The 20534-nt window shown below is 56.0% G+C and carries 24 protein-coding genes and 1 tRNA gene; 6 read left to right on the top strand and 19 right to left on the bottom strand.

Annotation, left to right across the window (positions count from 1 at the left end):
* Nucleotides 1-62 precede the first annotated feature (62 nt).
* Nucleotides 63-302 carry a hypothetical protein gene (locus GOW40_RS09555; protein ID WP_171129955.1) on the top strand — a complete coding sequence of 80 codons (240 nt, stop codon included), beginning with the start codon at nt 63-65 and terminating at the stop codon, nt 300-302.
* Here GOW40_RS09555 and GOW40_RS09550 read toward each other — a convergent pair.
* The 8 genes from GOW40_RS09550 to GOW40_RS09515 form a co-directional block, all read right to left on the bottom strand.
* Nucleotides 299-1378, bottom strand: coding sequence for a 2'-deoxycytidine 5'-triphosphate deaminase (locus tag GOW40_RS09550; protein ID WP_171129953.1), 1080 nt, complete (start codon nt 1376-1378; stop codon nt 299-301). The two genes, GOW40_RS09555 and GOW40_RS09550, sit on opposite strands and share 4 nt — an antisense overlap.
* A 61-nt stretch (nt 1379-1439) precedes the next feature.
* Nucleotides 1440-1516 (bottom strand) — tRNA-Pro (locus tag GOW40_RS09545).
* Nucleotides 1517-1577: 61 nt separating this feature from the next.
* A complete protein-coding gene (locus tag GOW40_RS09540; protein WP_171129951.1) occupies nt 1578-2237 on the bottom strand; it encodes a MerR family transcriptional regulator in 660 nt (219 codons plus the stop codon).
* 18 nt (nt 2238-2255) lie between these two features.
* Nucleotides 2256-2558: an integration host factor subunit alpha gene (gene ihfA / locus GOW40_RS09535; protein ID WP_037316145.1), complete on the bottom strand. Its 303-nt coding sequence runs from the start codon at nt 2556-2558 to the stop codon at nt 2256-2258.
* A 96-nt stretch (nt 2559-2654) separates the two neighbouring features.
* Complete coding sequence (locus GOW40_RS09530; RefSeq protein ID WP_171099605.1) at nt 2655-3626, bottom strand: beta-ketoacyl-ACP synthase III; 972 nt, start codon at nt 3624-3626, stop codon at nt 2655-2657.
* Between the two features lie 24 nt (nt 3627-3650).
* On the bottom strand, nt 3651-4739 hold the full coding sequence (plsX, locus tag GOW40_RS09525) for a phosphate acyltransferase PlsX (RefSeq protein WP_171099603.1): 1089 nt from the start codon (nt 4737-4739) through the stop codon (nt 3651-3653).
* Nucleotides 4740-4763: 24 nt separating this feature from the next.
* Nucleotides 4764-4970 carry a 50S ribosomal protein L32 gene (rpmF, locus tag GOW40_RS09520; protein WP_008756996.1) on the bottom strand — a complete coding sequence of 69 codons (207 nt, stop codon included), beginning with the start codon at nt 4968-4970 and terminating at the stop codon, nt 4764-4766.
* A 206-nt stretch (nt 4971-5176) separates the two neighbouring features.
* Complete coding sequence (locus GOW40_RS09515) at nt 5177-5713, bottom strand: DUF177 domain-containing protein (RefSeq protein ID WP_171129949.1); 537 nt, start codon at nt 5711-5713, stop codon at nt 5177-5179.
* A gap of 84 nt (nt 5714-5797) precedes the next feature.
* On the opposite strand from GOW40_RS09515, the gene GOW40_RS09510 reads away from it, so the two are divergent.
* From GOW40_RS09510 to GOW40_RS09500, 3 genes are all read left to right on the top strand, one after another.
* Nucleotides 5798-6271 (top strand): outer membrane protein assembly factor BamE, encoded by a 474-nt coding sequence (locus tag GOW40_RS09510; RefSeq protein ID WP_171129947.1) that lies wholly within the window; start codon nt 5798-5800, stop codon nt 6269-6271.
* A gap of 94 nt (nt 6272-6365) precedes the next feature.
* Nucleotides 6366-7106 carry a GNAT family N-acetyltransferase gene (locus GOW40_RS09505; RefSeq protein ID WP_171129945.1) on the top strand — a complete coding sequence of 247 codons (741 nt, stop codon included), beginning with the start codon at nt 6366-6368 and terminating at the stop codon, nt 7104-7106.
* A 68-nt stretch (nt 7107-7174) separates the two neighbouring features.
* Nucleotides 7175-8983 (top strand): ABC-F family ATP-binding cassette domain-containing protein, encoded by a 1809-nt coding sequence (locus tag GOW40_RS09500; RefSeq protein ID WP_254444389.1) that lies wholly within the window; start codon nt 7175-7177, stop codon nt 8981-8983.
* Nucleotide 8984: 1 nt separating this feature from the next.
* Here GOW40_RS09500 and GOW40_RS09495 read toward each other — a convergent pair whose 3' ends face one another.
* On the bottom strand, nt 8985-9539 hold the full coding sequence (locus GOW40_RS09495; protein WP_171230945.1) for a sugar O-acetyltransferase: 555 nt from the start codon (nt 9537-9539) through the stop codon (nt 8985-8987).
* Nucleotides 9540-9548: 9 nt separating this feature from the next.
* On the bottom strand, nt 9549-10304 hold the full coding sequence (locus GOW40_RS09490) for a 3-hydroxyacyl-CoA dehydrogenase (protein WP_171129942.1): 756 nt from the start codon (nt 10302-10304) through the stop codon (nt 9549-9551).
* 202 nt (nt 10305-10506) lie between these two features.
* Between GOW40_RS09490 and GOW40_RS09485 the strand changes: the two genes are divergently transcribed.
* Nucleotides 10507-11367, top strand: a complete 861-nt coding sequence (locus GOW40_RS09485; protein WP_171136431.1) for a hypothetical protein — start codon at nt 10507-10509, stop codon at nt 11365-11367.
* 113 nt (nt 11368-11480) lie between these two features.
* Here GOW40_RS09485 and GOW40_RS09480 read toward each other — a convergent pair whose 3' ends face one another.
* The 3 genes from GOW40_RS09480 to GOW40_RS09470 all read right to left on the bottom strand — a co-directional run bounded on the left by GOW40_RS09480 (nt 11481) and on the right by GOW40_RS09470 (nt 14992).
* Complete coding sequence (locus tag GOW40_RS09480; protein ID WP_171129938.1) at nt 11481-12242, bottom strand: DNA/RNA non-specific endonuclease; 762 nt, start codon at nt 12240-12242, stop codon at nt 11481-11483.
* 117 nt (nt 12243-12359) lie between these two features.
* The gene (gene tyrS / locus GOW40_RS09475; RefSeq protein ID WP_171130492.1) at nt 12360-13604 is read right to left on the bottom strand and encodes a tyrosine--tRNA ligase; all 1245 of its coding nucleotides are present in this window, start codon (nt 13602-13604) and stop codon (nt 12360-12362) included.
* 593 nt (nt 13605-14197) lie between these two features.
* Nucleotides 14198-14992, bottom strand: coding sequence for an SdiA-regulated domain-containing protein (locus tag GOW40_RS09470; protein WP_171129936.1), 795 nt, complete (start codon nt 14990-14992; stop codon nt 14198-14200).
* 354 nt (nt 14993-15346) lie between these two features.
* Between GOW40_RS09470 and GOW40_RS09465 the strand changes: the two genes are divergently transcribed.
* Nucleotides 15347-16105 (top strand): hypothetical protein, encoded by a 759-nt coding sequence (locus GOW40_RS09465; RefSeq protein ID WP_171129934.1) that lies wholly within the window; start codon nt 15347-15349, stop codon nt 16103-16105.
* On the opposite strand, the gene GOW40_RS09460 is transcribed toward GOW40_RS09465, so the two are convergent.
* The 6 genes from GOW40_RS09460 to GOW40_RS09435 all read right to left on the bottom strand — a co-directional run bounded on the left by GOW40_RS09460 (nt 16106) and on the right by GOW40_RS09435 (nt 20443).
* Nucleotides 16106-17017, bottom strand: coding sequence for a metallophosphoesterase (locus tag GOW40_RS09460; protein ID WP_171230944.1), 912 nt, complete (start codon nt 17015-17017; stop codon nt 16106-16108).
* Between the two features lie 19 nt (nt 17018-17036).
* Complete coding sequence (locus GOW40_RS09455; RefSeq protein WP_171129929.1) at nt 17037-18470, bottom strand: hypothetical protein; 1434 nt, start codon at nt 18468-18470, stop codon at nt 17037-17039.
* 19 nt (nt 18471-18489) lie between these two features.
* Nucleotides 18490-19134 carry a hypothetical protein gene (locus GOW40_RS09450; RefSeq protein ID WP_171129927.1) on the bottom strand — a complete coding sequence of 215 codons (645 nt, stop codon included), beginning with the start codon at nt 19132-19134 and terminating at the stop codon, nt 18490-18492.
* 120 nt (nt 19135-19254) lie between these two features.
* A complete protein-coding gene (locus GOW40_RS09445) occupies nt 19255-19428 on the bottom strand; it encodes a hypothetical protein (protein ID WP_171129925.1) in 174 nt (57 codons plus the stop codon).
* Nucleotides 19429-19470: 42 nt separating this feature from the next.
* Complete coding sequence (locus GOW40_RS09440) at nt 19471-19776, bottom strand: hypothetical protein (RefSeq protein WP_254444386.1); 306 nt, start codon at nt 19774-19776, stop codon at nt 19471-19473.
* 52 nt (nt 19777-19828) lie between these two features.
* Nucleotides 19829-20443, bottom strand: coding sequence for a hypothetical protein (locus GOW40_RS09435; protein WP_171129923.1), 615 nt, complete (start codon nt 20441-20443; stop codon nt 19829-19831).
* Nucleotides 20444-20534: the final 91 nt, after the last annotated feature.

Here is a 20534-nt window from a genome sequence, read left to right as displayed (position 1 = left end):
ACCGCGCTCTTTTTCTGCCGTGGCAATCGGCTATATTGGCCGCGAGGCAATGGAGTAGAACAATGAACGCCAACCGGATCATCGACATGATCGTGCGTCAGGTGGTGCGCCGTCTTGTGTCCAAAGGGGTGGATAAGGGCTTTGACATGGCCAGCAGGATGTCGCGCAAACCCGACAGCCTGGACAGGCCGGCCAGCCCCGAGGTTGAACGCGAGATGCAGCAGAAAAGCCAGCGGACCAAACACAATATGAAACAGGCGCAGCGGATGAGCCGACAGATGCGTCGGTTCATGAAGTTCTAGTTTGCCGGTTTGAAATGCTTGGACAGTTTCAACCCCTGTCCCTGATAATTTGACGCGATGCCAGCACCATAAAGCTGCGTAGGCATCTCGGCCATTTTCTCATAGACAAGCCGCCCGACAACCTGGCCGTGCTCCAGCACAAAGGGTGCCTCATGGCAGCGCACTTCCAGCACGCCGCGCGATCCGGCGCCCCCGGCGGCTGCGTGACCAAAGCCGGGATCAAAGAACCCGGCATAATGCACACGGAATTCGCCGACCATTGCCAGATAAGGGGCCATTTCAGCGGCATAAAGCGGTGGGATATGCACCGCCTCGCGGCTGACCAGTATGTAGAATGCGCCGGGGTCGAGGATGATTCGCCCCTCTTTGGTGCGCACCTCTTCCCAATAATCCTGTGGGTCGTATTCTCCGATCCGGTCCAGATCGATCACCCCGGTATGGGGCTTGGCGCGATAGCCGACCAGATCTGTGTCGGGCAATTGCAGATCAACCGAGAACCCCAGCCCGTCTTGAATGACGGCGGGGCCATCCACCAGCGGTGAGGCATTGTGCAGGGCGGTCAACTCTGCGTCACTCAGAACCGCCTGACCCTGACGGAATCGGATCTGGTTCAGGCGCATGCCGGGGCGCACTAGAACCGAGAAGGACCGGGGGCAAATCTCGGCATAAAGAGGGCCGGCATAGCCTGCGGGAACGCGGTCAAATTCGGTGCCGCCATCGGTGATTGTCCGCGTCAGCAAATCCAGCCGCCCGGTCGAGCTTTTGGCATTGGCCACAGCGGTCATGTCTTGCGGCAGGGCCAGCGATTCCATCAACGGCACCAGATAAACGCAGCCTTTTTCCAGAACAGCACCGTCCGTGATATCGATCTGGTGCATCTCGAATTCTTGCAGGCGGTCGGCGACGGTGCGGTTTTCACCAGCCAGAAAGGACGCGCGCACCCGGTAAGCTACTGTTCCAAGGCGCAAATCCAGGCTGGCGGGTTGCACCTGCGCTGGCAGTACGTCCGGGCAGGCTGAAATCTCGCCCCGCGCGATCATCGCTTCGATCTGCTGGTTCGGGCAAACACCTGTCATTTCGATCCCCCCTGGTGCCAGAGCGGGATCTGGCGAATGTGCCATATACGTCGGTGTGATTTGGTCGGGCTAGCAGGACTCGAACCTGCGACCTTCCGTCCCCCAGACGGACGCGCTACCAGGCTGCGCCATAGCCCGACGTTGGAGTGTTCATAAAGACTTTCCCGACAGGGGCAAGAGGAAATCATCGCCTTTTTGCTTATCCCGCAATTCGGGTTTCGACCCGGTCGAGCCAGGCCCGCAGGTCTTTGGCAATCGGGGCGATATTGCGCAAAAGCTGAGGGTCAAACTCTTGCACATTCCAAGCCTGAGACGCGATGCCGCCCATCAGGGGCGCTTCGTCAATCTCGGTGCTGGGCATGATATCGGGGTCGACAGACGGTGTAGCCGGTTTTGGCGCTGTGGGCTGTTGGGATTGAAGGGGTGGCTCTGAAGACGCGGCAGGCTCTGCCAATGGGGCTGGGGCGGGCTCAGCGTCGGGGGCCAGGTCCATCTTGAATTGTTCAACAGGGGCAACAGGTTGTGGCGTGGGCATGGGAACCACCTTGGCCTCAATCACCTCTGCTGGTCCCTCAGAGCCATCATCAAGCGGTGGCGACAGAGCTGCAACATGGGCCACACCCTGTTCGCGCAGGATACGCTGCGCGCCCTTGATGGTGATCCCGTCCTCGTGCAGCAGTTTCTTGATACCGCCCAGCAGGCGCATGTCATTGGGGCGGTAATATCGCCTCCCACCCGCACGTTTCACCGGTTTGACCTGGGTAAATTTGCTTTCCCAGAAGCGCAGAACATGGGCCTGAACCCCGAGCCAATCCGCAACTTCGCTGATCGTGCGGAACGCGTCGGGGGACTTGCTCATGCTTGGATGCCTCGGGTTTTACTTGCGGTTCCCGGCAGCGACGCGATCTTTCATCAGATGCGACGGGCGGAAGGTCAGAACGCGGCGGGGCTGGATTGGCACCTCTTCACCGGTTTTGGGATTGCGGCCGATACGAGCGGTCTTGTCCCGAACGCTGAACGTGCCAAAGGACGAGATCTTCACCTGTTCCCCACGAACCAGCGCATCTGACATATGGTTCAGGACGCTTTCCACAAGCTGTGCGCTTTCATTGCGTGAAAGGCCCACCTCACGAAAGACAGCCTCGCTTAGATCCATACGAGTGAGTGTTTTGTCGCTCATGCCTAATCCCCTGTTGATGACCGAGCATAGGGCGGCGGCAATTTCGCTGTCAATATCAATGAATTGCGGCTGTGTGTGTAAGCCGGATTGTGCCGGTTACCACCGCAGCGCAACAGCGCCCCAGGCCAGACCACCGCCAATAGCTTCGGTCACGATCAGATCACCGGGTTTGATCTGACCGCGCTGCTTGCCCACTGACATCGCCAATGGGATCGATGCGGCCGAGGTATTGCCGTGATCCTGCACGGTGACGACCACACGATCCATCGGCAGATCCAGCTTGCGGGCGGTGCCCTGGATGATGCGAATATTGGCTTGATGGGGCACAACCCAATCGACATCCGCGTTGTTCAAACCAGCGCGCTCTAACGCAGTTTCCGCAGTTTTTGCAAGTTTTTCAACGGCATGGCGGAAGACCTGATTGCCCTGCATCCGCAAGTGACCAGTTGTATTGGTCGATACGCCACCGTCGACGTAAAGCAATTCGCGATAGCGCCCGTCCGAGTTCAGGTCGGTTGACAGAATGCCGCGATCGTCCGAGGTGCCGGTGCCTTCCTGCTGTTCCAGTATCAGGGCGCCAGCACCATCGCCGAACAAAACGCAGGTCGACCGGTCGGACCAGTCCATAATCCGCGAAAACGTCTCGGCCCCAATCACCAACACGCGTTTGGCCTGCCCAGACAGGATCAGAGCATTGGCATTGGCCAAGGCAAAAACGAATCCCGCGCAAACCGCCTGCACGTCAAAGGCAAACCCGCGGGTCATGCCCAGCCGTGCCTGAACCATTGTTGCAGCTGAGGGGAACGTCAGGTCAGCGGTTGACGTGGCGAGAATGATCGCGTCGATCTCGTCTGCGGTCAGATTGGCATCTGCCAGAGCCGCTTCGGCGGCGTTGGTGGCCAGATCAGAGGTCGTTTCGTCTTCGGCAGCAAAATGGCGGCGTTCAATACCCGAGCGGGTCCGGATCCATTCATCCGTCGTATCCAGCGTCTTTTCGAACTCTGCATTTGGGACGACGCGTTTGGGTAGATAATGCCCGACACCTACAACAACTGAACGGCTTGCCATGCTTTGGGTACTGCCCTTTTATTCTTATTGCGATTGCTGCGGCGCAGCTTGCGCGGCATCTTGTGCAAGGGCGGCTGTAGATGCAACCCGTGCCGCCAACTTTTCCGAAAAGCCTGATTCGGCCAGGGTAAAGGCCAGCTTTACCGCAGCGGACACACCGGTGGCGTCGGCACCGCCGTGGGATTTAATTACCGTGCCGTTCAGCCCCAGAAACACGCCCCCATTCACGCGGCGTGGGTCGATACGTTTTTTCAGTCGGTTTAGCGAGGTGATCGCCAGAACCGAGGCCAGTCGCGACAGCGGAGAAAACTTGAACGCCTGGCGCAGCAGGTCGCCAATCAGGCTGGCTGTACCCTCACCTGTTTTGATGGCCACATTGCCGGTAAACCCATCGGTGACAATGACATCTGCCGTATCGCCGGGGATGTCACTGCCTTCGACAAAACCGACAAAATCGAAGTTTGCCTGTTCCGCAAAATCGGCGATCAGCGCGTGGGCTTCTTTCAGCTCGGCGCGGCCTTTGTGTTCTTCGGTGCCGACATTCAACAGACCGATCCGAGGGCGGGTCAGCGCCATCCCATTGCGCGCGTAAGAGGCGCCCATCAGGGCATATTGAAGCAGATCCTTTGCGTCGGCGCGCACATCGGCGCCCACATCGAGCATCACGTTGAACCCCTGAGGGTTGCGCGAGGGCCACAGAATCGCGATGGCAGGGCGGTTCACCCCCGGCAGTTTGCGAAGCCGGATCATCGACAATGCCATCAATGCGCCGGTATTGCCGCAAGACACTGCACCATGCGCTTCACCTGCGCGCACCGATTCCAGCGCGGACCACATCGAGGTCTGCTTGCCGTTGCGCACCACCTGGCTGGGCCGGTCCTCCATCGTGACCACATCAGGGCAATCACGAAAAACGACGCGCCCCTCAAGGACGCGCCGTTTGGCAACCAGTTTTCTCAACTCGGATTCCTGACCGTGCAGGATGAACCCGATCTTGGGATTCTTGTCCGCAGACTTGGCAATACCCGCAACCACTACGGCGGGGCCTGAATCTCCGCCCATGGCGTCAACCGAGATGATGATCCGGTCGCTTGGCGTGGGCTGATCCGTCATGCGTTCGCCTGCGTTCGATCAGGTTTATGCCGCGTCTTCATCCAGATCGATTTCGTCGGCCTGCGCGACAACTTCACGATCGTCATAATGGCCGCAAGATGCGCAAACGTGGTGGGGGCGTTTCAGCTCGCCACAGTTCGGGCATTCGTTCGGGTTTGCAGCAACCAGAGCGTCGTGTGCGCGGCGGTTGTTGCGACGCGACTTGGAAACTTTGTTCTGTTGGACGGCCATGGTCTCAACCTTTGTCTGACTGGGGGCCGCAGATTCGCTGCTGACCCGGGTTACATTCTTCGTTTTCTCGTGGTGTGACGCGCGTTTAGGCCGCAAGCCTCGCAATGTCCAACCCAAATTCGGATGAGCGCGCGAAAATACTGCGATTCTCGACATGTTCAAGCGATTTTTCTGACGGCTTGCTATGACAGGAAAACATTGCTCTGTCACTCGTCTTTTTTCAGCGCATCGCGCAGTTCCGCCAACCCGGCAAAGGGTTTGGCATCATCATCTGTCATCGCTTCTTTGCCCGGCTCGGTGTAATTGCTGTGTTGCAACTGCGCGTCGGGTTTGCGCGGATATTGCGGTAAGGCCAGCGACAAGGCCTCGGCCAGCACCAATGCGGGGTCGATCTCGGCCGCAAGAGCTTCGGTCTCGTCATCTTCGGGCATTTCGAATTCCGGCTCGTCCGGATCGGACCATTCGGCCAAATAAATCCGACGTACCGAGGTTTCGATCCGCGTTGTCACGGGGTCAAGCGTGACGACGCAGGGCTGAATGACAGTGGCGCCTAGCTTGCCAGTCAGCTTCCAGTCGCGTTTGCCCTGGGATTCGATTTGGCCGATGAAGGAAACCTTGCGCAAACCCAGCAGCCCAAGATCGTCTTTGAGAACGTCCAACGCATCGCCGCTGGGGCGCAGTTCGAACGCCGTCGGCACGTTTTGCGGCAGGTCCGCGACGCGCAGAGCTGTATGATCGGCCATTCGTGACCCTTTCCTGTGTTGAACCAAAGCACCGGTTTCTGTAATCGGATAGAAGCCGCACGGTGCCAAGGCAAGAGGGTGAAGATGATCAACGTGTCGAACAACAAGAACCTGGCGCTCAAATCGCTGGCATTCGGCGCGCTCCTGGCCGTTGTTGCATGTTCCCCCGTCTTCAAGAATCACGGCTATGTGCCACCCCCCGAAGATTTGGCGCAAATCAAAGTCGGGGTCGACACCCGCGAAACCGTATTGGAGACCGTCGGCGCGCCTAGTTCCTCGGGCGTTTTGCGGGATTCCGGGTTCTATTACGTGGCCTCCCGTGTTCGCAAGTCGGGCGCGCGTCGGCCCAAAGTCGTCTCGCGCGAGTTGGTTGCCGTCAGTTTTGATCAGCGCGGCGTGGTCAGCAATATCGAGCGGTTCGGGCTTGAGGATGGCTATGTCATCGTGCTTGAGCGTCGCGTGACGGATTCGAACGTGGAAGACAAAGGCTTCCTGCGTCAATTGCTGGGCAATATCGGTAACTTCAACCCGGCCAATATCCCGGGCATTAACCAATAAGAGTTCAAATCTGCTGTTTCCGTCACCGGAAAGTCATATGCTCTGTGCTACGGAGCAGACGAAGTCTTAGTCGATAAATGTGGAACGTGCCGCCATGGCCAGAGCAGTTTTTCTGAACAAAGGACGGTACCGAGCGCGTCTGGCAGAGACGACCGCGGATCTGGATGCGGCCTGCAGGCTTAGAACCCGTGCCTTTGATACGGCGCAGCTTGATCAAGACCGGTTTGACGATCTTTGCGCACATGTCCTGATCGAAGATCGCCGTGCCGAAGATCAACTGGTGTGCTGTTTCCGCCTGTTGACCATGCAAAACGGGGCCGAGATCGGCGCCAGCTATTCGGCGCAGTTCTATGATCTGTCGGCCTTGCACAGCTTTGAGGGTCGCATGGTCGAGATGGGTCGCTTTTGCGTGCATCCCGGCAAAACAGACCCGGATATTCTGCGGGTCGCCTGGGGGGCAATGACCGCCTATGTGGATCAAAACGGGATCGAGATGCTGTTTGGCTGTTCCTCTTTTGCCGGGACGGAAACCGCGCAATACCTGGATGCCTTTGCGATGCTGAAACACCGACACCTGGCCCCAAAGCGCTGGTTACCCCGGATCAAGGCGCCCGATGTGTTCCGCTTTGCGACCCGTCTGCGGCGCAAGCCCGATGCCAAAAAGGCAATGCAGCGGATGCCGCCCTTGCTGCGCACCTATCTGATGATGGGCGGATGGGTCAGCGATCATGCGGTGGTGGATCGGCACTTGAACACGCTGCACGTCTTCACCGGGTTGGAAATCGGCGCGATCCCCGCAACTCGCAAACGTTTGCTGCGGACGGTGGTCGGTTAATTTGAGTATTTCTGAAAAGGTGAAACAGGGGCGTTGACGCCTTCTGCCCACCGGTTTAGCTGGCGGGCATGGCGAGAATTCCTTTGTTGCAGATGTCCGGCATTTCCCTGACCTTTGGGGGTGATCCGGTGTTTTCCGAGCTTGATCTGGTGGTTCAGCCCGGTGATCGTGTCGCGCTTGTGGGACGGAACGGGTCGGGCAAATCCACCCTGATGAAAGTGATGGCAGGCCTGGTCGAGGCGGATCAGGGTGACATTACTGTGCCTCCGGGGAAATCTGTGGGCTATATGGAGCAAGATCCCACCATGGCGGGGTTTGCCACGCTGGGGGATTATGCGGCAAGCGGGTTGGAGCCGGGTGAGCTCTATAAGGTTGAACGCGCGGGCGAGGGGCTCAAGTTCGATCCCACGCGCGCGGTTGAGACGGCCTCGGGCGGTGAACGGCGGCGCGCAGCGCTGGCCAAGCTGATGGCCGAAGCGCCCGATCTGATGTTGCTGGACGAGCCGACCAACCACTTGGATATCGAGGCGATTGCCTGGCTTGAGCGTGAGTTGGGGGCAACCCGTGCGGCCTTTGTCTTGATCTCGCATGACCGCGCCTTTCTGCGCGCTTTGACCCGCGCGACGCTGTGGATCGATCGCGGCATGGTGCGACGGCAAGAACAGGGGTTTGATGCGTTCGAGGCCTGGCGCGACAAGATCTGGGAGGAAGAAGACCAGCAGCGCCACAAGCTGAACCGGCTGATCAAGTCCGAGGCGAAATGGGCTGTGGAAGGCATCAGCGCCCGACGCAAACGCAATCAGGGCCGGGTGCGCGCCTTGCAGGCCTTGCGGGCCGAAAAGGCCGCGCAGATCAAACGCCAGGGCTCGGCCGCCATGACACTGGAGGCGGGGCCGAAATCCGGCCGTAAGGTGATTGAGGCGAAAGGGCTGACCAAAAGCTTTGGCGACACAGCTATCCTGCGCAATTTCGATCTGCTGGTGCAGCGCGGCGACCGCGTGGCCTTTGTTGGCCCCAACGGTGTGGGCAAGACAACGCTGCTGAAGATGTTGCTGGGGCAGGAACAGCCGGATGAAGGTACGGTGACGCTGGGCACCAACCTAGAGGTCGCCATGTTCGACCAGACCCGCGCGCAGTTGGACCCCGAGATGAGCCTGTGGGACAGCCTGACAGGCGACCCCGAAATGCGGGTTTCAGGCAAGGCCGATCAAGTGATGGTGGGCGGCCACCCCAAACATGTGGTGGGCTACCTCAAAGAGTTTCTGTTCGACGAACGGCAGGCCCGCGCGGCGGTCAAATCCCTGTCCGGCGGAGAAAAGGCGCGCTTGCTGTTGGCCAAGCTGATGGCCAAAAGCTCGAATCTTCTGGTGTTGGACGAACCGACCAACGATCTGGATGTGGAAACGCTCGACCTGCTGCAAGAGCTTCTGGATGACTATGACGGCACGGTGCTACTGGTCAGCCACGACCGTGATTTTCTGGACCGGGTCGCCACCACCACTGTTGCGATGGAAGGCGACGGACGCGCCACCGCCTATGCGGGCGGATGGTCGGATTATCTGGCCCAACGCGGCGAGCTTGCCCCCAAGAAGGAAGACAAGCCCAAAGCCGCCAAACCAAAGCCTAAGGCCGAGGCCAAGCCGAAACCGGGCCTGTCTTTTTCGGAAAAACATCGCTTGGACAAACTGCCCGCCGAGATCGCCCGGCTTGAGGCCGAGATCGCCAAGCTGGAAGAGCTGATGGCCGACCCCGAGCTTTTCACCCGCGAACCGGTCAAGTTTCAAAAGGCAACCGAGGCGTTGGTGGAGCGTCAGCAAAAGCTCTCAGCCGCCGAGGAAGAATGGCTGCTGTTGGAAGAAAAGGCCGAAGGGGTCTGATCTAAATCCCATGCGCAATCGGACGGGCAGGGTTCCCGACAACAGTTTCGTTCGCTGCCACCGGCTTTGTGACCACGGCGCCTGCACCAATAATGGCGTTATCACCAATAGTAACGCCGGGAAGGATGATCGCCCCGCCGCCAACCCAGGCGTTTTTTCCGATACGAACCGGGCGGGCATATTCCAGACCACGTGCGCGCTCTGCCGGGTCTTTGGCATGTTGCGCGCAATAGATCTGCACTTGGGGGCCAAACATACAGTCATCACCGATCTGAACGCGCGCCGTATCCAGGATGACGCAGCCGGTGTTGAAATACACCCGGTTCCCAAGATGTATGTTGAAGCCGTAAACGCAGTGAAACGGAACCTCAATCCGGTGATCCTGACCTGCATCGCCCAACAAGTTTCGAAGCTCGGATGACATGGCACCGCGACTGTCCGGATGGCTCGTATTATGCGCATGCAAAGCCCGCCGCGCGTTTTCGCGCAGTGCATTCAGCTCGGGATCAAGGCAACAATACCAATCGCCCGCTTCCATTTTCTCACGCTCGGTCATGGGCAAGCGTTACCGCATCCGCAGGGCGCCGTCGATGCGTATGACCTCTCCATTCAGGTAGCCCATTTCAACGATGAAACCGGCCAGGCGGGCGTATTCCTTTGGGTCGCCCAATCGGGCAGGGTTGGGCACGTCGGCGGCCAGTTGTTGTTGCACCTCTTCGGGCAGGCCCGCCAGCATCGGGGTCATGAAGATGCCGGGTGCGATTGTCATGACGCGGATACCGGTCGAGGCCAGATCGCGGGCCATGGGCAGGGTCATGCCAACGACTCCGCCTTTTGAGGCCGCATAGGCTGCCTGGCCTTTCTGGCCGTCAAAAGCGGCGATTGAGGCGGTGTTGATGATCACGCCGCGCGCGCCATCTGCCTCGGGATCGGCTTTGGCGATCTCGGCTGCGGCCAGACGCGCGACGTTGAACGTGCCGACCAGATTGATGTCTATCGTACGCTGGAACGCGTCCAGCGGGTGTGGGCCATCGCGGCCCACAGTTTTGATACCATAGGCAATCCCGGCGCAGTTCACCGCAACGTTCACACCGCCCATGGCGTCGACCGCCTGGGCAATGGCAGAGCTGACCGAGGTTTCATCGGTGACATCTGTCTGTGCAAAATGCCCGTCAATATCGCTGGCGACCGCTGCGCCGCGTTCGGCGTCCCGGTCCAGAATGGTGACCTGCGCGCCTTGAGAGGCGAAATAACGCGCCGTGGCTTCGCCCAACCCCGACGCTCCGCCGGTCACCAAAGCTTTGGTTGTGGACAGCTGCATGTCGGTCTCCTCCCTGTGATATGAACAGTTGTTCAATAACCGGTGCCGCCCTGGTTTGTCTACACATTTGCGGCCGACCGAAACGGTTTGGGTTTCTAAAGAGATCTTCAGGCGGGCTTCACCCGGACTTCACGGCCAGTCGCCAAGTCGTGTTCGAAGAAACCACAGCAAACGCGTGTTTAGCTGTCAGGAGGTACCGACCATGGTAAAAGGTAAACAGAAACTCCTTGGTGCACTGGTCGCGGCGCCATTTGTCGGAGTTTTCATCGTAAGCGACGCGGCTGCTTCTACTGAGGCGTGCAACTGGCGCACCGCACGGGATCTGGCCAACGCTGGTGACTATGCTGCGCTGTGTGACTGCGCGCAGGTCACCCCCAGTTTTCTTGAGCGCCTGCAACGCCGGGCGGATTTTGAAACGACGCTGAGCGTGACATCTGCGCAGTGCCCCGGGTTGGCCTCTTTGCTGACTGACCTGCCGACCGCAAGTGTCTCGGGCAATCTGTTTGGCGAGGACCGAAACTCTGACCCGTTAGGCGGGGGCGAGGCGTTTGCGGATGCAGGTGACACCCCAGGTGGTGCAGGAGGCGGTGCTGGTGGTGGCACCGGCAATTCCGGCGGTGGCGGTAGTCCCGGCGATGGTGGCGAAAACCCCGGTGGTGGCGGTGATAACCCAGGCGACGGCGGTGGTCCCGGTGATGGCGGCGAAAACCCCGGTGACGGAGGTGGTAAACCCGGCAACGGCGGGGGTAAGCCCGGTGGTGGCGACGGCAAGCCCGGTAAAGGGGGCGATAAGCCCGGCAAGGGCGGAGACAAACCCGGCAAAGGTGGCGGCAAAGGCGGCGATAAGCCTGGCAAGGGCGGTGGCAAAGGCGGCACCGGTGAAGGCCCCGGTAATGGCAACGGGAACAACGGCAACCCGGGCAATGGCGGCGGAAACACCGGTGGATCCGGGCCAGGAACCGGCAATGGCGGAGGCAATAACGGCCAAGGTGGCGGCGCTGGCAACGGCGGCGGCGGCGAAGGAAACGGTGGCGGTAAAGGCGGTGGCAAAGGCCGGACCTGACCCACTGAACGCATAAGCTTTAACATCTTGCGGCCACCCCTTGGTGGCCGTTTGACCCTTTACTGCTCGGATTTGTCTTTGGCCGAAACCGTAGGCTAGCCCCCAGCAGGGCGTTACAATGCCAACGTGTAGCTTTCGGCCTTGGTGGCCAAGGTCTTTGGCATCTTCTTTGACGCGTCTGCCGGAAGCTGGGATTTGGCCAACCGCTCATTGGGCTTGCCGTCAGGAAAGAAACTGTCCAGCCGCCAACTGGCCTCAAGGGTCCTTGGCAGCTTGCTCAGCATTCGCACAGTCTCTTTCGACGCGCCACCCCACCAGGGTTTCATGGACCCTTTGCACTTGGCGTGAAACCTGACCCGCGCGCGATAGCCGGATGCTTTTTCTTCCTTTCGGATTTCCTGCAGCTTTTTGATCAGCTTGGATTCAAAACCACTGTAGTAGGTCGAATTCGAACTGGCCGACATCGGCGTCAGGTTTGCATTCGTCCCCGGACCGCCCAATTTTTCGCTGAGGATGTGGCCTTTGATATAGGTTTGTGCCTGCAACTCGGAATAGTCGGCCATCATGTGGATTTCCGAAAGGGCAAGCAGCTCCAGTATCTTTTCCACCGAATTGGCTCTGGCCAGTTTTTGCAATGTGCTTTTGTTGGACAGTGCCTTTTGCACCGCCCCCAGATCAATCAGATCCTTCACGTCCCAGCGCGCGTTGAACCGCTCGACAATTGCGCAATGGCCCGATGCAGGGGAACTGCCTTTCAGCTTCAGACTGTCGGTTGTCAGGATACAGGTAACCTCATCGGCACCGGTCGAGAATTTCTCGCCTTCGAAGACAACATCGCTGCGACGGGATGAAGTGAATTTGTTGGGAATAGCCATGGTCGATACTTCAAAGTGCTAAACTGAAAGACAGCTTAGCACAGAAGTGAACCCGGCCAGAATTTTTCGGCGAAGGACGCCCGGGCTCGATGTGATGCGCCCGAGCCGCAAGGAGCCTTAACCCATCTGAACCAGCGCGTGCCGCTTCTTGCCTGCGCTCAGTTTGATCGGAGAGGACAGGGCGCCCGCATCGATCATCAGCCCGGCATCGGTCAGCGGTGCGTCGTCCAGCTTGGCTCCGTTTTCGGCGATCAGGCGCTTGGCCTCTTTGCCCGATTTCGCGAGGCCCGATTTGACGATCAGCTGCACGATGGAGATCGGAGTATCGGCTTCGGTCAGTGTCAGTGTCGGCAGATCATCCCCGACACCGCCTTTTTCGAACACCTCACGTGCGGTCGCCTCGGCGGTGGACGCGGCCTCAGCCCCGTGCAGCAGCGTTGTCACCTCATTGGCCAGACGGATCTTGGCCTCGTTGATCTCGGACCCTTGCAGAACGGCCAGGCGGTCGCATTCGTCGACCGGCAGTTCCGTGAAGATCTTCAGGAACCGGCCTACATCCGCATCTGTGGTGTTGCGCCAGAACTGCCAAAACTCATAGGGGCTCAGCATATCGCCATTCAGCCAGACCGCACCGCCCTGGGATTTGCCCATCTTGCGGCCATCGCTGGTGGTCAGCAGCGGCGTGGTCAGGCCATAGATCTCATGATCCAGCACCCGGCGCGTCAGATCGATCCCGTTGACGATATTGCCCCACTGGTCCGAGCCACCCATCTGCAACACGCAGCCATAGCGGCGGTTCAGTTCCAGGAAGTCATAGGCCTGCAGGATCATGTAGTTGAACTCAAGAAAGCTCAGCGATTGTTCCCGATCCAACCGCGATTTCACCGACTCGAACGACAGCATCCGGTTGACCGAGAAATGCCGCCCGATATCGCGCAGGAAGTCGAGATAGTTCAGACTGTCCAGCCATTCGGCGTTGTTCAGCATCAGCGCGCCGGTATCGCTGTCGTCATAGGAAAGGTATTTCGCAAACACCTGCTTCATGCCCGCGATATTGGCGTCGATCTGTTCGGGGCCCAGCAACGGGCGTTCATCCGAGCGAAACGACGGATCCCCCACCTTCGTCGTGCCGCCACCCATCAGGGTGATCGGCTTGTGCCCGGTCTTTTGCAACCAGCGCAGCACCATGATGTTCATCAGGTGCCCCACATGCAGGGACTGCGCCGTGGCGTCATAGCCGATATAAGCCGTTTGCACCCCCGAGATCAGCGCGTCGTCAAGGCCCTGATAATCGGTGCAATCGGCCAGAAAGCCGCGCTCGATCATCGTGGCGATGAAATCCGATTTGGGGTGGTAGTTCATAACGCTCAACAGGCCCTGTGGTTTGGCCCTCTCAGCAAGGGCTGGTGTAAGTTATAGGTCAGTGTTTGTCAATCTGGACCGCTCGCTCACGAGATTACCGATGCCTCGCTAGATCGTTTCTCTAATCTCCGAAGTCATAGAGAATGTCTAGTCGTCTGTGTCATGCGAGGGCTCAAAATTTGAAACAGTACTGTGATGGAGTTGCAAAAAATGTGGTGTTTTGTCGACTTCTAAGGGCTATGATTGCGACTGAATAGGCAAGTTGTGATTTTCGAATACAACGACACAGAGAAACTCTCCTTAACGGCCAAGAAGGTGCAAATTCAACTATTTTGCCTAAGTATTACAAACATCACACTGTGATAGGTCCGCAGGGGATCTCAGATGCCTATGTCCTCCCACCGAAATGCAGCAGGTTCATTCGACAGTTCCAGCGTGGAGTGGACATTCGTCACCGGACTATTCAATTTCTGCGATACGGGACCAAGCCGACATATGCTGAGGTTTAGCTGAACTTCCGCTATGCCGACAAATTGGCTATTTCGTTTTTCTGCAATCAAATGCGACAAGCAAGTGCGAATTTCTTACTGCAATCAAACTTGCGGTAAGACAAATGCGTAGAGGCGTGACTTTTTTCCATCATCGGTCAAGATGTATAGAACGCCACCACTTTCATCCAAAGCGATCCCCTCAGGGTTCTTCACTTCCTTTGCTTCATCCTTTTTGGAGTAAATTAAGTCGATAGTTTTGACCGTCAGAACTTCAGGATCAAAAACGAATATTCGGCGCCCTTCATCGCTGAGTATCCATAAAGATTTGGTCTTGCCGGACCAGGCAATCCCGCTGATGTCTAGTTCGTCATCGTCGGCACGAGATGAAACAAAACCAGCCTGAGCCGTTAATGGAACTGCTTCGACAATCTCATCAATCTCTGGCGAAATGATGAGCAGCAGTCTTGGTTGACCCTCAATGACTACGAATACTTGCCCAGAGTCTTGATCTACAGTGATCCCTTCTGGCCCCTTGTTCAAAGGGTTCTCAGCAAGCATTTCAGCAACTTTGCCGTAGCCCCTGAGTGAAGAAATTGAAGTAGAATTGACTTTGATTGGATCTGTTGGTTGGACCGTTGCGATAGATCGGTCAGTTTCTTGTAACAGCAATACAGACCCGTCCTTTCTTCCAGCGACACCTTCCAAATCTGTGCCCAGATATTCTGGAAGTTTGAACGAACTCTTTAGTTCTCCATCTACTCCTAGAAGGTGCAGCTTCGATGCTTCATCGCTTACTGCCCACAAGAACCCATCAACGCTGGAAAGCGATAACCCAGATGGCTCAGAAAAGCCCGCTGATTTATCTGCAACTTTGTAAGACTCAATAAGTTCCAACATATCAGTCTGCGCTCTCACTGGGCTCGTTAACGCCAAAGCGTTGGCGACCACAGCAAGGCTTGCGCAAATTACCTTCGCAACTCTTCGTTTGTGCCGATCATTTGGCTGGTTCATTCGAGTAAAACCTGTGTTCTTTTGGACTTAGTTCATACTCGATCAAAAATCGATGTTGTCCAACCTAACACAGTATTTGGCGGAAGTTTGATGTTTCATCCCGCAAGGCTTTACCGGAACCAAATTCATAAGGTTGAATTAATCTATGGGAGTGCGGCTTCATCGCGAGGTGTGGAACGATTGCGTCAAGTTACTCACTTCGCAGCGACATTTAGACGGTACAGCGGGAGGGAAAGACTTTTGAGTAAGCTATTTTCGATATTATTGGTCCTTTTGGCGGTGCTTTTGCCTAGCGTTAGCTATTCTCAGATTGATCCTGCTTCCTTGCTTGCGGGAACGTCCGAGTCAGAGATAGTGATTGAACGAGGCTGGACTCAGTTCCGTGGTAAGCAGGAACTCTACTTCTTCACGCTAGACGTCATTGTAACGATCATTTTGACCGCATTGATTGTCTATCATCCCGTACGACGTAAAGCGCGCCGAAGTGTCAGCGATCTGGTTATGCCCAGACTGTTCTTCCTATACGCGCTAATTGGAATGGCTGTGGGATTCCTGGTGGTCCAGCACGGGTCAATGATTGGTTTCGTTATTTTTGGCATCGGTGCGTTGCTCAGGTTCCGCTCCAATCTGGATGATCCGGTCGATACAGTCGAAATGATAATCGTAACGGTTCTTGGTCTTGCCGTCGGTTTGGGCTTACCGCTGATGGCCACACTGGTGGCGATTGTGTGTTGGAGCTTCATTTGGCTCGGAGGGCGAAACAAGGGCGTGGAAGTTTCGCTCAAAGCTTCAGATGAAGAACACTCATTGAAAGTCAGCGGAGACATTGAAGCGATGGCCGCAGACGCTGGCTGGAAGCTGGTCAGAAAACACCACGTCCCAGGAAAATCTCGCGTTTCATTGCTTTTCATCACCTCAGGAGGACTCTCAGAAGCCCGGATCGAAGAGATGATAAACGATCTGGTCCCAGAAAAGGTCGAACTGAAACTCAACCTCTAGTCATTTGACAAGGTCTAAGCGTTTCAACACTGCATTCGGAGATCTGATCTCTTTTGGGAGCGACTTGAAATTTACTGACCTTTCGAAATCAGGTCCTCGATATACCGCAATCCCAAATTCTCCGTTTGGCTGGAACGTTACATGAGTGAAGCTGTGAGGCGACCTGGCTTTTGAACCGATTAACCGTCGCGGGCCACCGCCCAAACAAGCTTGGGAGACGTAAGCGACACCGTCTTTCCAACCGGGATAGAAGGCATGATGGTGGCCTGACAGATGCAGAACAACACCGCTTTCCAGATAGACTTTTTCAAGTGTTGGGTCACCGATGATTTCGCGTTCGCGCTGGATCGCAAACGGCCAAAGTGGGAGGTGACTGAAAGTGACAATCGGGTTTCCGTCTGCACCCAGTTCCTGTAGGCGGTCCTGCTGGTCACCGGACAAGGGTCCTAGGGTCGTTGCATCCAAAGACGCAAACGTTACGCCCTGCATCTCAAAAGCGTAGAAGAACGGGTAGTCATCCGAAACCAGGAAATCGACGTCTAGTTTTCTCGGAGTCCATTCCTCTGCGTATATTTTTCTTTCACGCTCGAACCCACGGTACGCAGAGGCATCATGGTTTCCTGGCGTGACCGCAAATGGAATGCCGGCAGCCTCTAAAGGATCTGATACGGCCTCGTGAAACGCCTTCCACATATCCCTGACCTGTTTGTCGGACAAGTTGGGAATGCGCTGTCCCGCAACCATATCTCCGGTCGAAATAACCAGATCTGGATCAATATCGACTATCCGCTCAATCGCCTTGTCGACGCGGGCATCGTATTTTACCGAACCATAGCTTCCGTTCAGATCTGATATGACGATAACATCCAATGCCGCCGCTTTGCTGGCGAGCAGAGCGGTCCAAATGAACACCACAATAAGAGCAGAACACCTACGGTTCATAACAGTCCACAGCCTCTACCTCGGTGTCGTTCCTCAAAAAGAATGCGACAGGATCCAAGTCGAACGTCAGATCGCCATTTGAACAATTGCTCTGGAGGATGGCCGTTGCCAGTGCAGTGTTTTTGACAACTTGTGCAATCTGACTTTCTGACAACCCAAAGCTTTGCGATAGCCAGTCATAGACCGAGTCTTGGGTTTGAAGGTCACTATTCAATGCAACCAAGCTCCGATATGTACTTGGAGAGAAGTGGCGAATTTTCTCCAGCATTTGTGTAGATTTCGCGAAGTTGGCATACTCGACACGCCCACCAGCATCGTTGTCGTTCAGATTGCTGCGACGGATCAAAAACGCGTTGGCGGGAACGTCTCCATCGTTTGGCTCATGGTGCTTGGCTTTCTTATGCTTCAGCTTTCCGTCTTCGACCCAATACCAATAGGGTGTGAAGTCTATGTTTCCTACGCGGTCCTGCTGGCTAAAGATGAAATCGAGGAGAACAATCTCGGTAAGTTCTTGCATCCAAAATGCCATCTGTTGGTCGCTGACATCGGGACCGAGATCCTTGTTGATCATCCGGTCTCTTCGACCTTCTCTGACGCCCTCTACAATGGCCTTTGACAAGGGTTTTGAAGAACGCAAAGCCAAGAAAGCGGGGGTTTCCTGAAAATCACGGTTTTGTCCTTTTCCCCAGCCAGATTTTCGGGTGCCGTTGATTTCCGAGCCGTAGCGATGTCCAGGGCTATCAAGCAGAACACCGTATATTTGCTTTCGGTCTGCGGTGAATAGATCATCGGTCGGTTGGTATGAGTTCGGGTCAGCATCCGCGGCTGCGAAGACCCGCCAGCCTTCGTGATTCATGCGCCCACCATGCGAACCACCAGAGATCGCAAGGCCAGGCTCTGCGACTTCGGAAAAATGCGCCTGGGCGTCCATGCTACGCCAAACGGCGACTGGAACTCTGACAGTCGTGTCGAAATATCTGGAGAAATGATAGTAAAGCAACGACGAGGTGGAAAACGTTCCGCTGGTGCCTTTTTGGTTCATGGTGGACTTGAATTTGGCGAGCCTGTCCTTGGCCAGATCTTTCGCGGCCTTCCCCTCTTTGCAAGCGTTTCTCTCGAACTCAGAACGGTTCCCCGTGTAGGGTCCTTCCGAGATATCGTAGACGGCCATTCCTGGGCTGGTGCTCCAGGTTTTCGGACAAATAGCAATTTCGGAGGCATAAAAATCAATCTCGCAATAGGCCGTTTCTTCCTCAAGATCGCTATTCATGTACACGCCCGTTGGAACTTTTTCGATCCGAATGCAGCGTTCCGTAACACCATTGGGACTATCAAATGTCGTGGCTTCACCGAGAACATCGTCGCTCGCCCACAAGGCAGTGGGTGCAATGAAAGCAAGTGACCACAAAAGATTGAAAGTCATTTAGATAGTCCTCCAGGTATCACTTAGGGCAAATCGCTGCCTGTTGTTCGGTGGAGATCTTCAACTTTGGGTCGACGCTGAAGTTGGAGAATTTTGAGTCAATCCACTGGTCGCATCCGCCTGAACATGGCGCCCCGTTTCGGGCATCATTCCAATATTCCTTGGCCCTTTCTTCCGTCCAACCGCAAAACTGAACGAGCGCCATTGCCGACAATGCACCTGAGGAATGAACGCCCCACATACAGTGCACCAGGACAGGGCCTTTTCCGGGGTTTTCAATCACCTCGTGTATGGACGCCATGACAGCACCGGGTCGGGAGGATCTGGCGCTTTGATAGTCAAAGGATCCGTTTCCGCAACTGGTGCGACCGTATTCAGTGTTTTTACCAAAGTCGGCGTAGAACCCGGTTGAAAACCCTTCACCGCACAGAGTTTCGCGTTGACCTTCACTTAGGCCCGTTCGCTCCTTGTCGCCGCCTTTGAAACCAGAGCGATACAATACTCCGCTTAAGACGGGGCGAAAAAAAGCGACGCCATCGATGCCTCCGTCACCACCCTTTGAGAGCATTTGACTGTTGCTTGGGCCGCCGTTTCGACTGGTCACGTCAGAATTGGCAGCGGTTGCGAAAACACCAATGAATATGAGGGACATCAAAAACCGCATGCCAGCTCCTTCCTATTCTTGAGCACTTGATGGTTACACTCTTCCGACCTGATAAACTCTCGAAAGGGCTGGTTCACGATAACCATTTCAAGTGGGCGGTTAACTTAACGTTATGAAACTTTAAATGGGCCACACCAGGTTGATGATAACGACGACCACGAAGTAGGCTAGAACAACTTTCCAGTTCCATTGGTGTTTGTTTTCTTCATTGATCACGCCAGCCGATATCAAAGCCAGATTTGTCATAACTAGAGCGGCAATGATGACCGCCGCATGTGCCAGGTCAAAGTGCAAGTGCGAGCTCCTTCTTTCAGATTGGAGATTGATGAAAATGTGTTAGCAATCACCTGATGGCAGCATAGCTACATCTGAGTACCTTCCCTCGGATGTCGTGATCCGAGCACAGGCACCGGTATCTTTGTTAAACCAGTACGAGGTCAGCCCTTCGCTTCGGATGAGTTCAAACCCGAGACTTTGAATACCCATTTCAGCTTGGCCCGCTCTTGCCCCTTCAAATGAAGAAAGATCGCTAGAGCTGCCCACAGTTGGTGCACTTGCATCTGCCGAACCGCTACTCTCATCGCATGCTGCAAGCGCAGAAATGCACATCGTGCCGATCACAAATAGTACTTTGGATTTCATCTGTTTTTCCTAGCTTTTTGGGGGATACGTTTCGGGGGTTCTAGTCGATCACCTATTCAATTCCGAAAATTACGTTGTAGCTGACGGAAGAGTTGCTGCGATTGATAACCTCCACAACATGATCACCAGATTGCCAAAGCTGTCCTCGATACTCTTTGTCCGCCGACATCAATCCCAACAGTTCAGTACCATCGGGGTTACGAATAACGTAGTCCAAGGAGCCATTTCGCGGAGCAACGCGGACGTAGAGGAACTGTTCGTTTTTGGCACCCAGAACATATTGCTGAGAGGCGCCGGGCGCGAGTTCACCAACGAGTTCGGCGCCGGTGGAGCCAGCATCGAATTTGACACGTTGGCTACCGGTAGAACCGGCGGCGCCTGCCATTGCTCCACCGCCATCATCCATAGCTTCGACAACCGACATCTCGCCGATGCTTCCATCCTTGTACGCGATACAGCGCCAGAGTGTTCCACCTGCATCACGCAGTATGACCAGCGTACCGGCTTCCGAGAACTGCGAGCTTTCAATCGTACCTGATTGACCGTCTGGTCCTCCCACCTGCCGCAAATGGTCAATACACGCATCGTCGGCTTCTGATATTGCAAAAGCAGCTGTACCCGCGATTGCGAAGACGGGTGTGAGGAGTTTGAGTATCTTGAGCTTCATCAGTTGGCCCCTGTTGAATGATCGTTATAGTTTCGTTTGGCCCAAGGTTGTGGCGGGCATATTTCTGACTTCAGATTTGCCTTTCTCTGTT

Source organism: Ruegeria sp. HKCCA6707 (assembly GCF_013033515.1).
In the GTDB taxonomy this organism is placed as follows: Bacteria; Pseudomonadota; Alphaproteobacteria; order Rhodobacterales; family Rhodobacteraceae; genus Ruegeria.
Note: the sequence above shows the minus strand (reverse complement) of the source record. Positions and strands in the feature narration are given on the sequence as shown.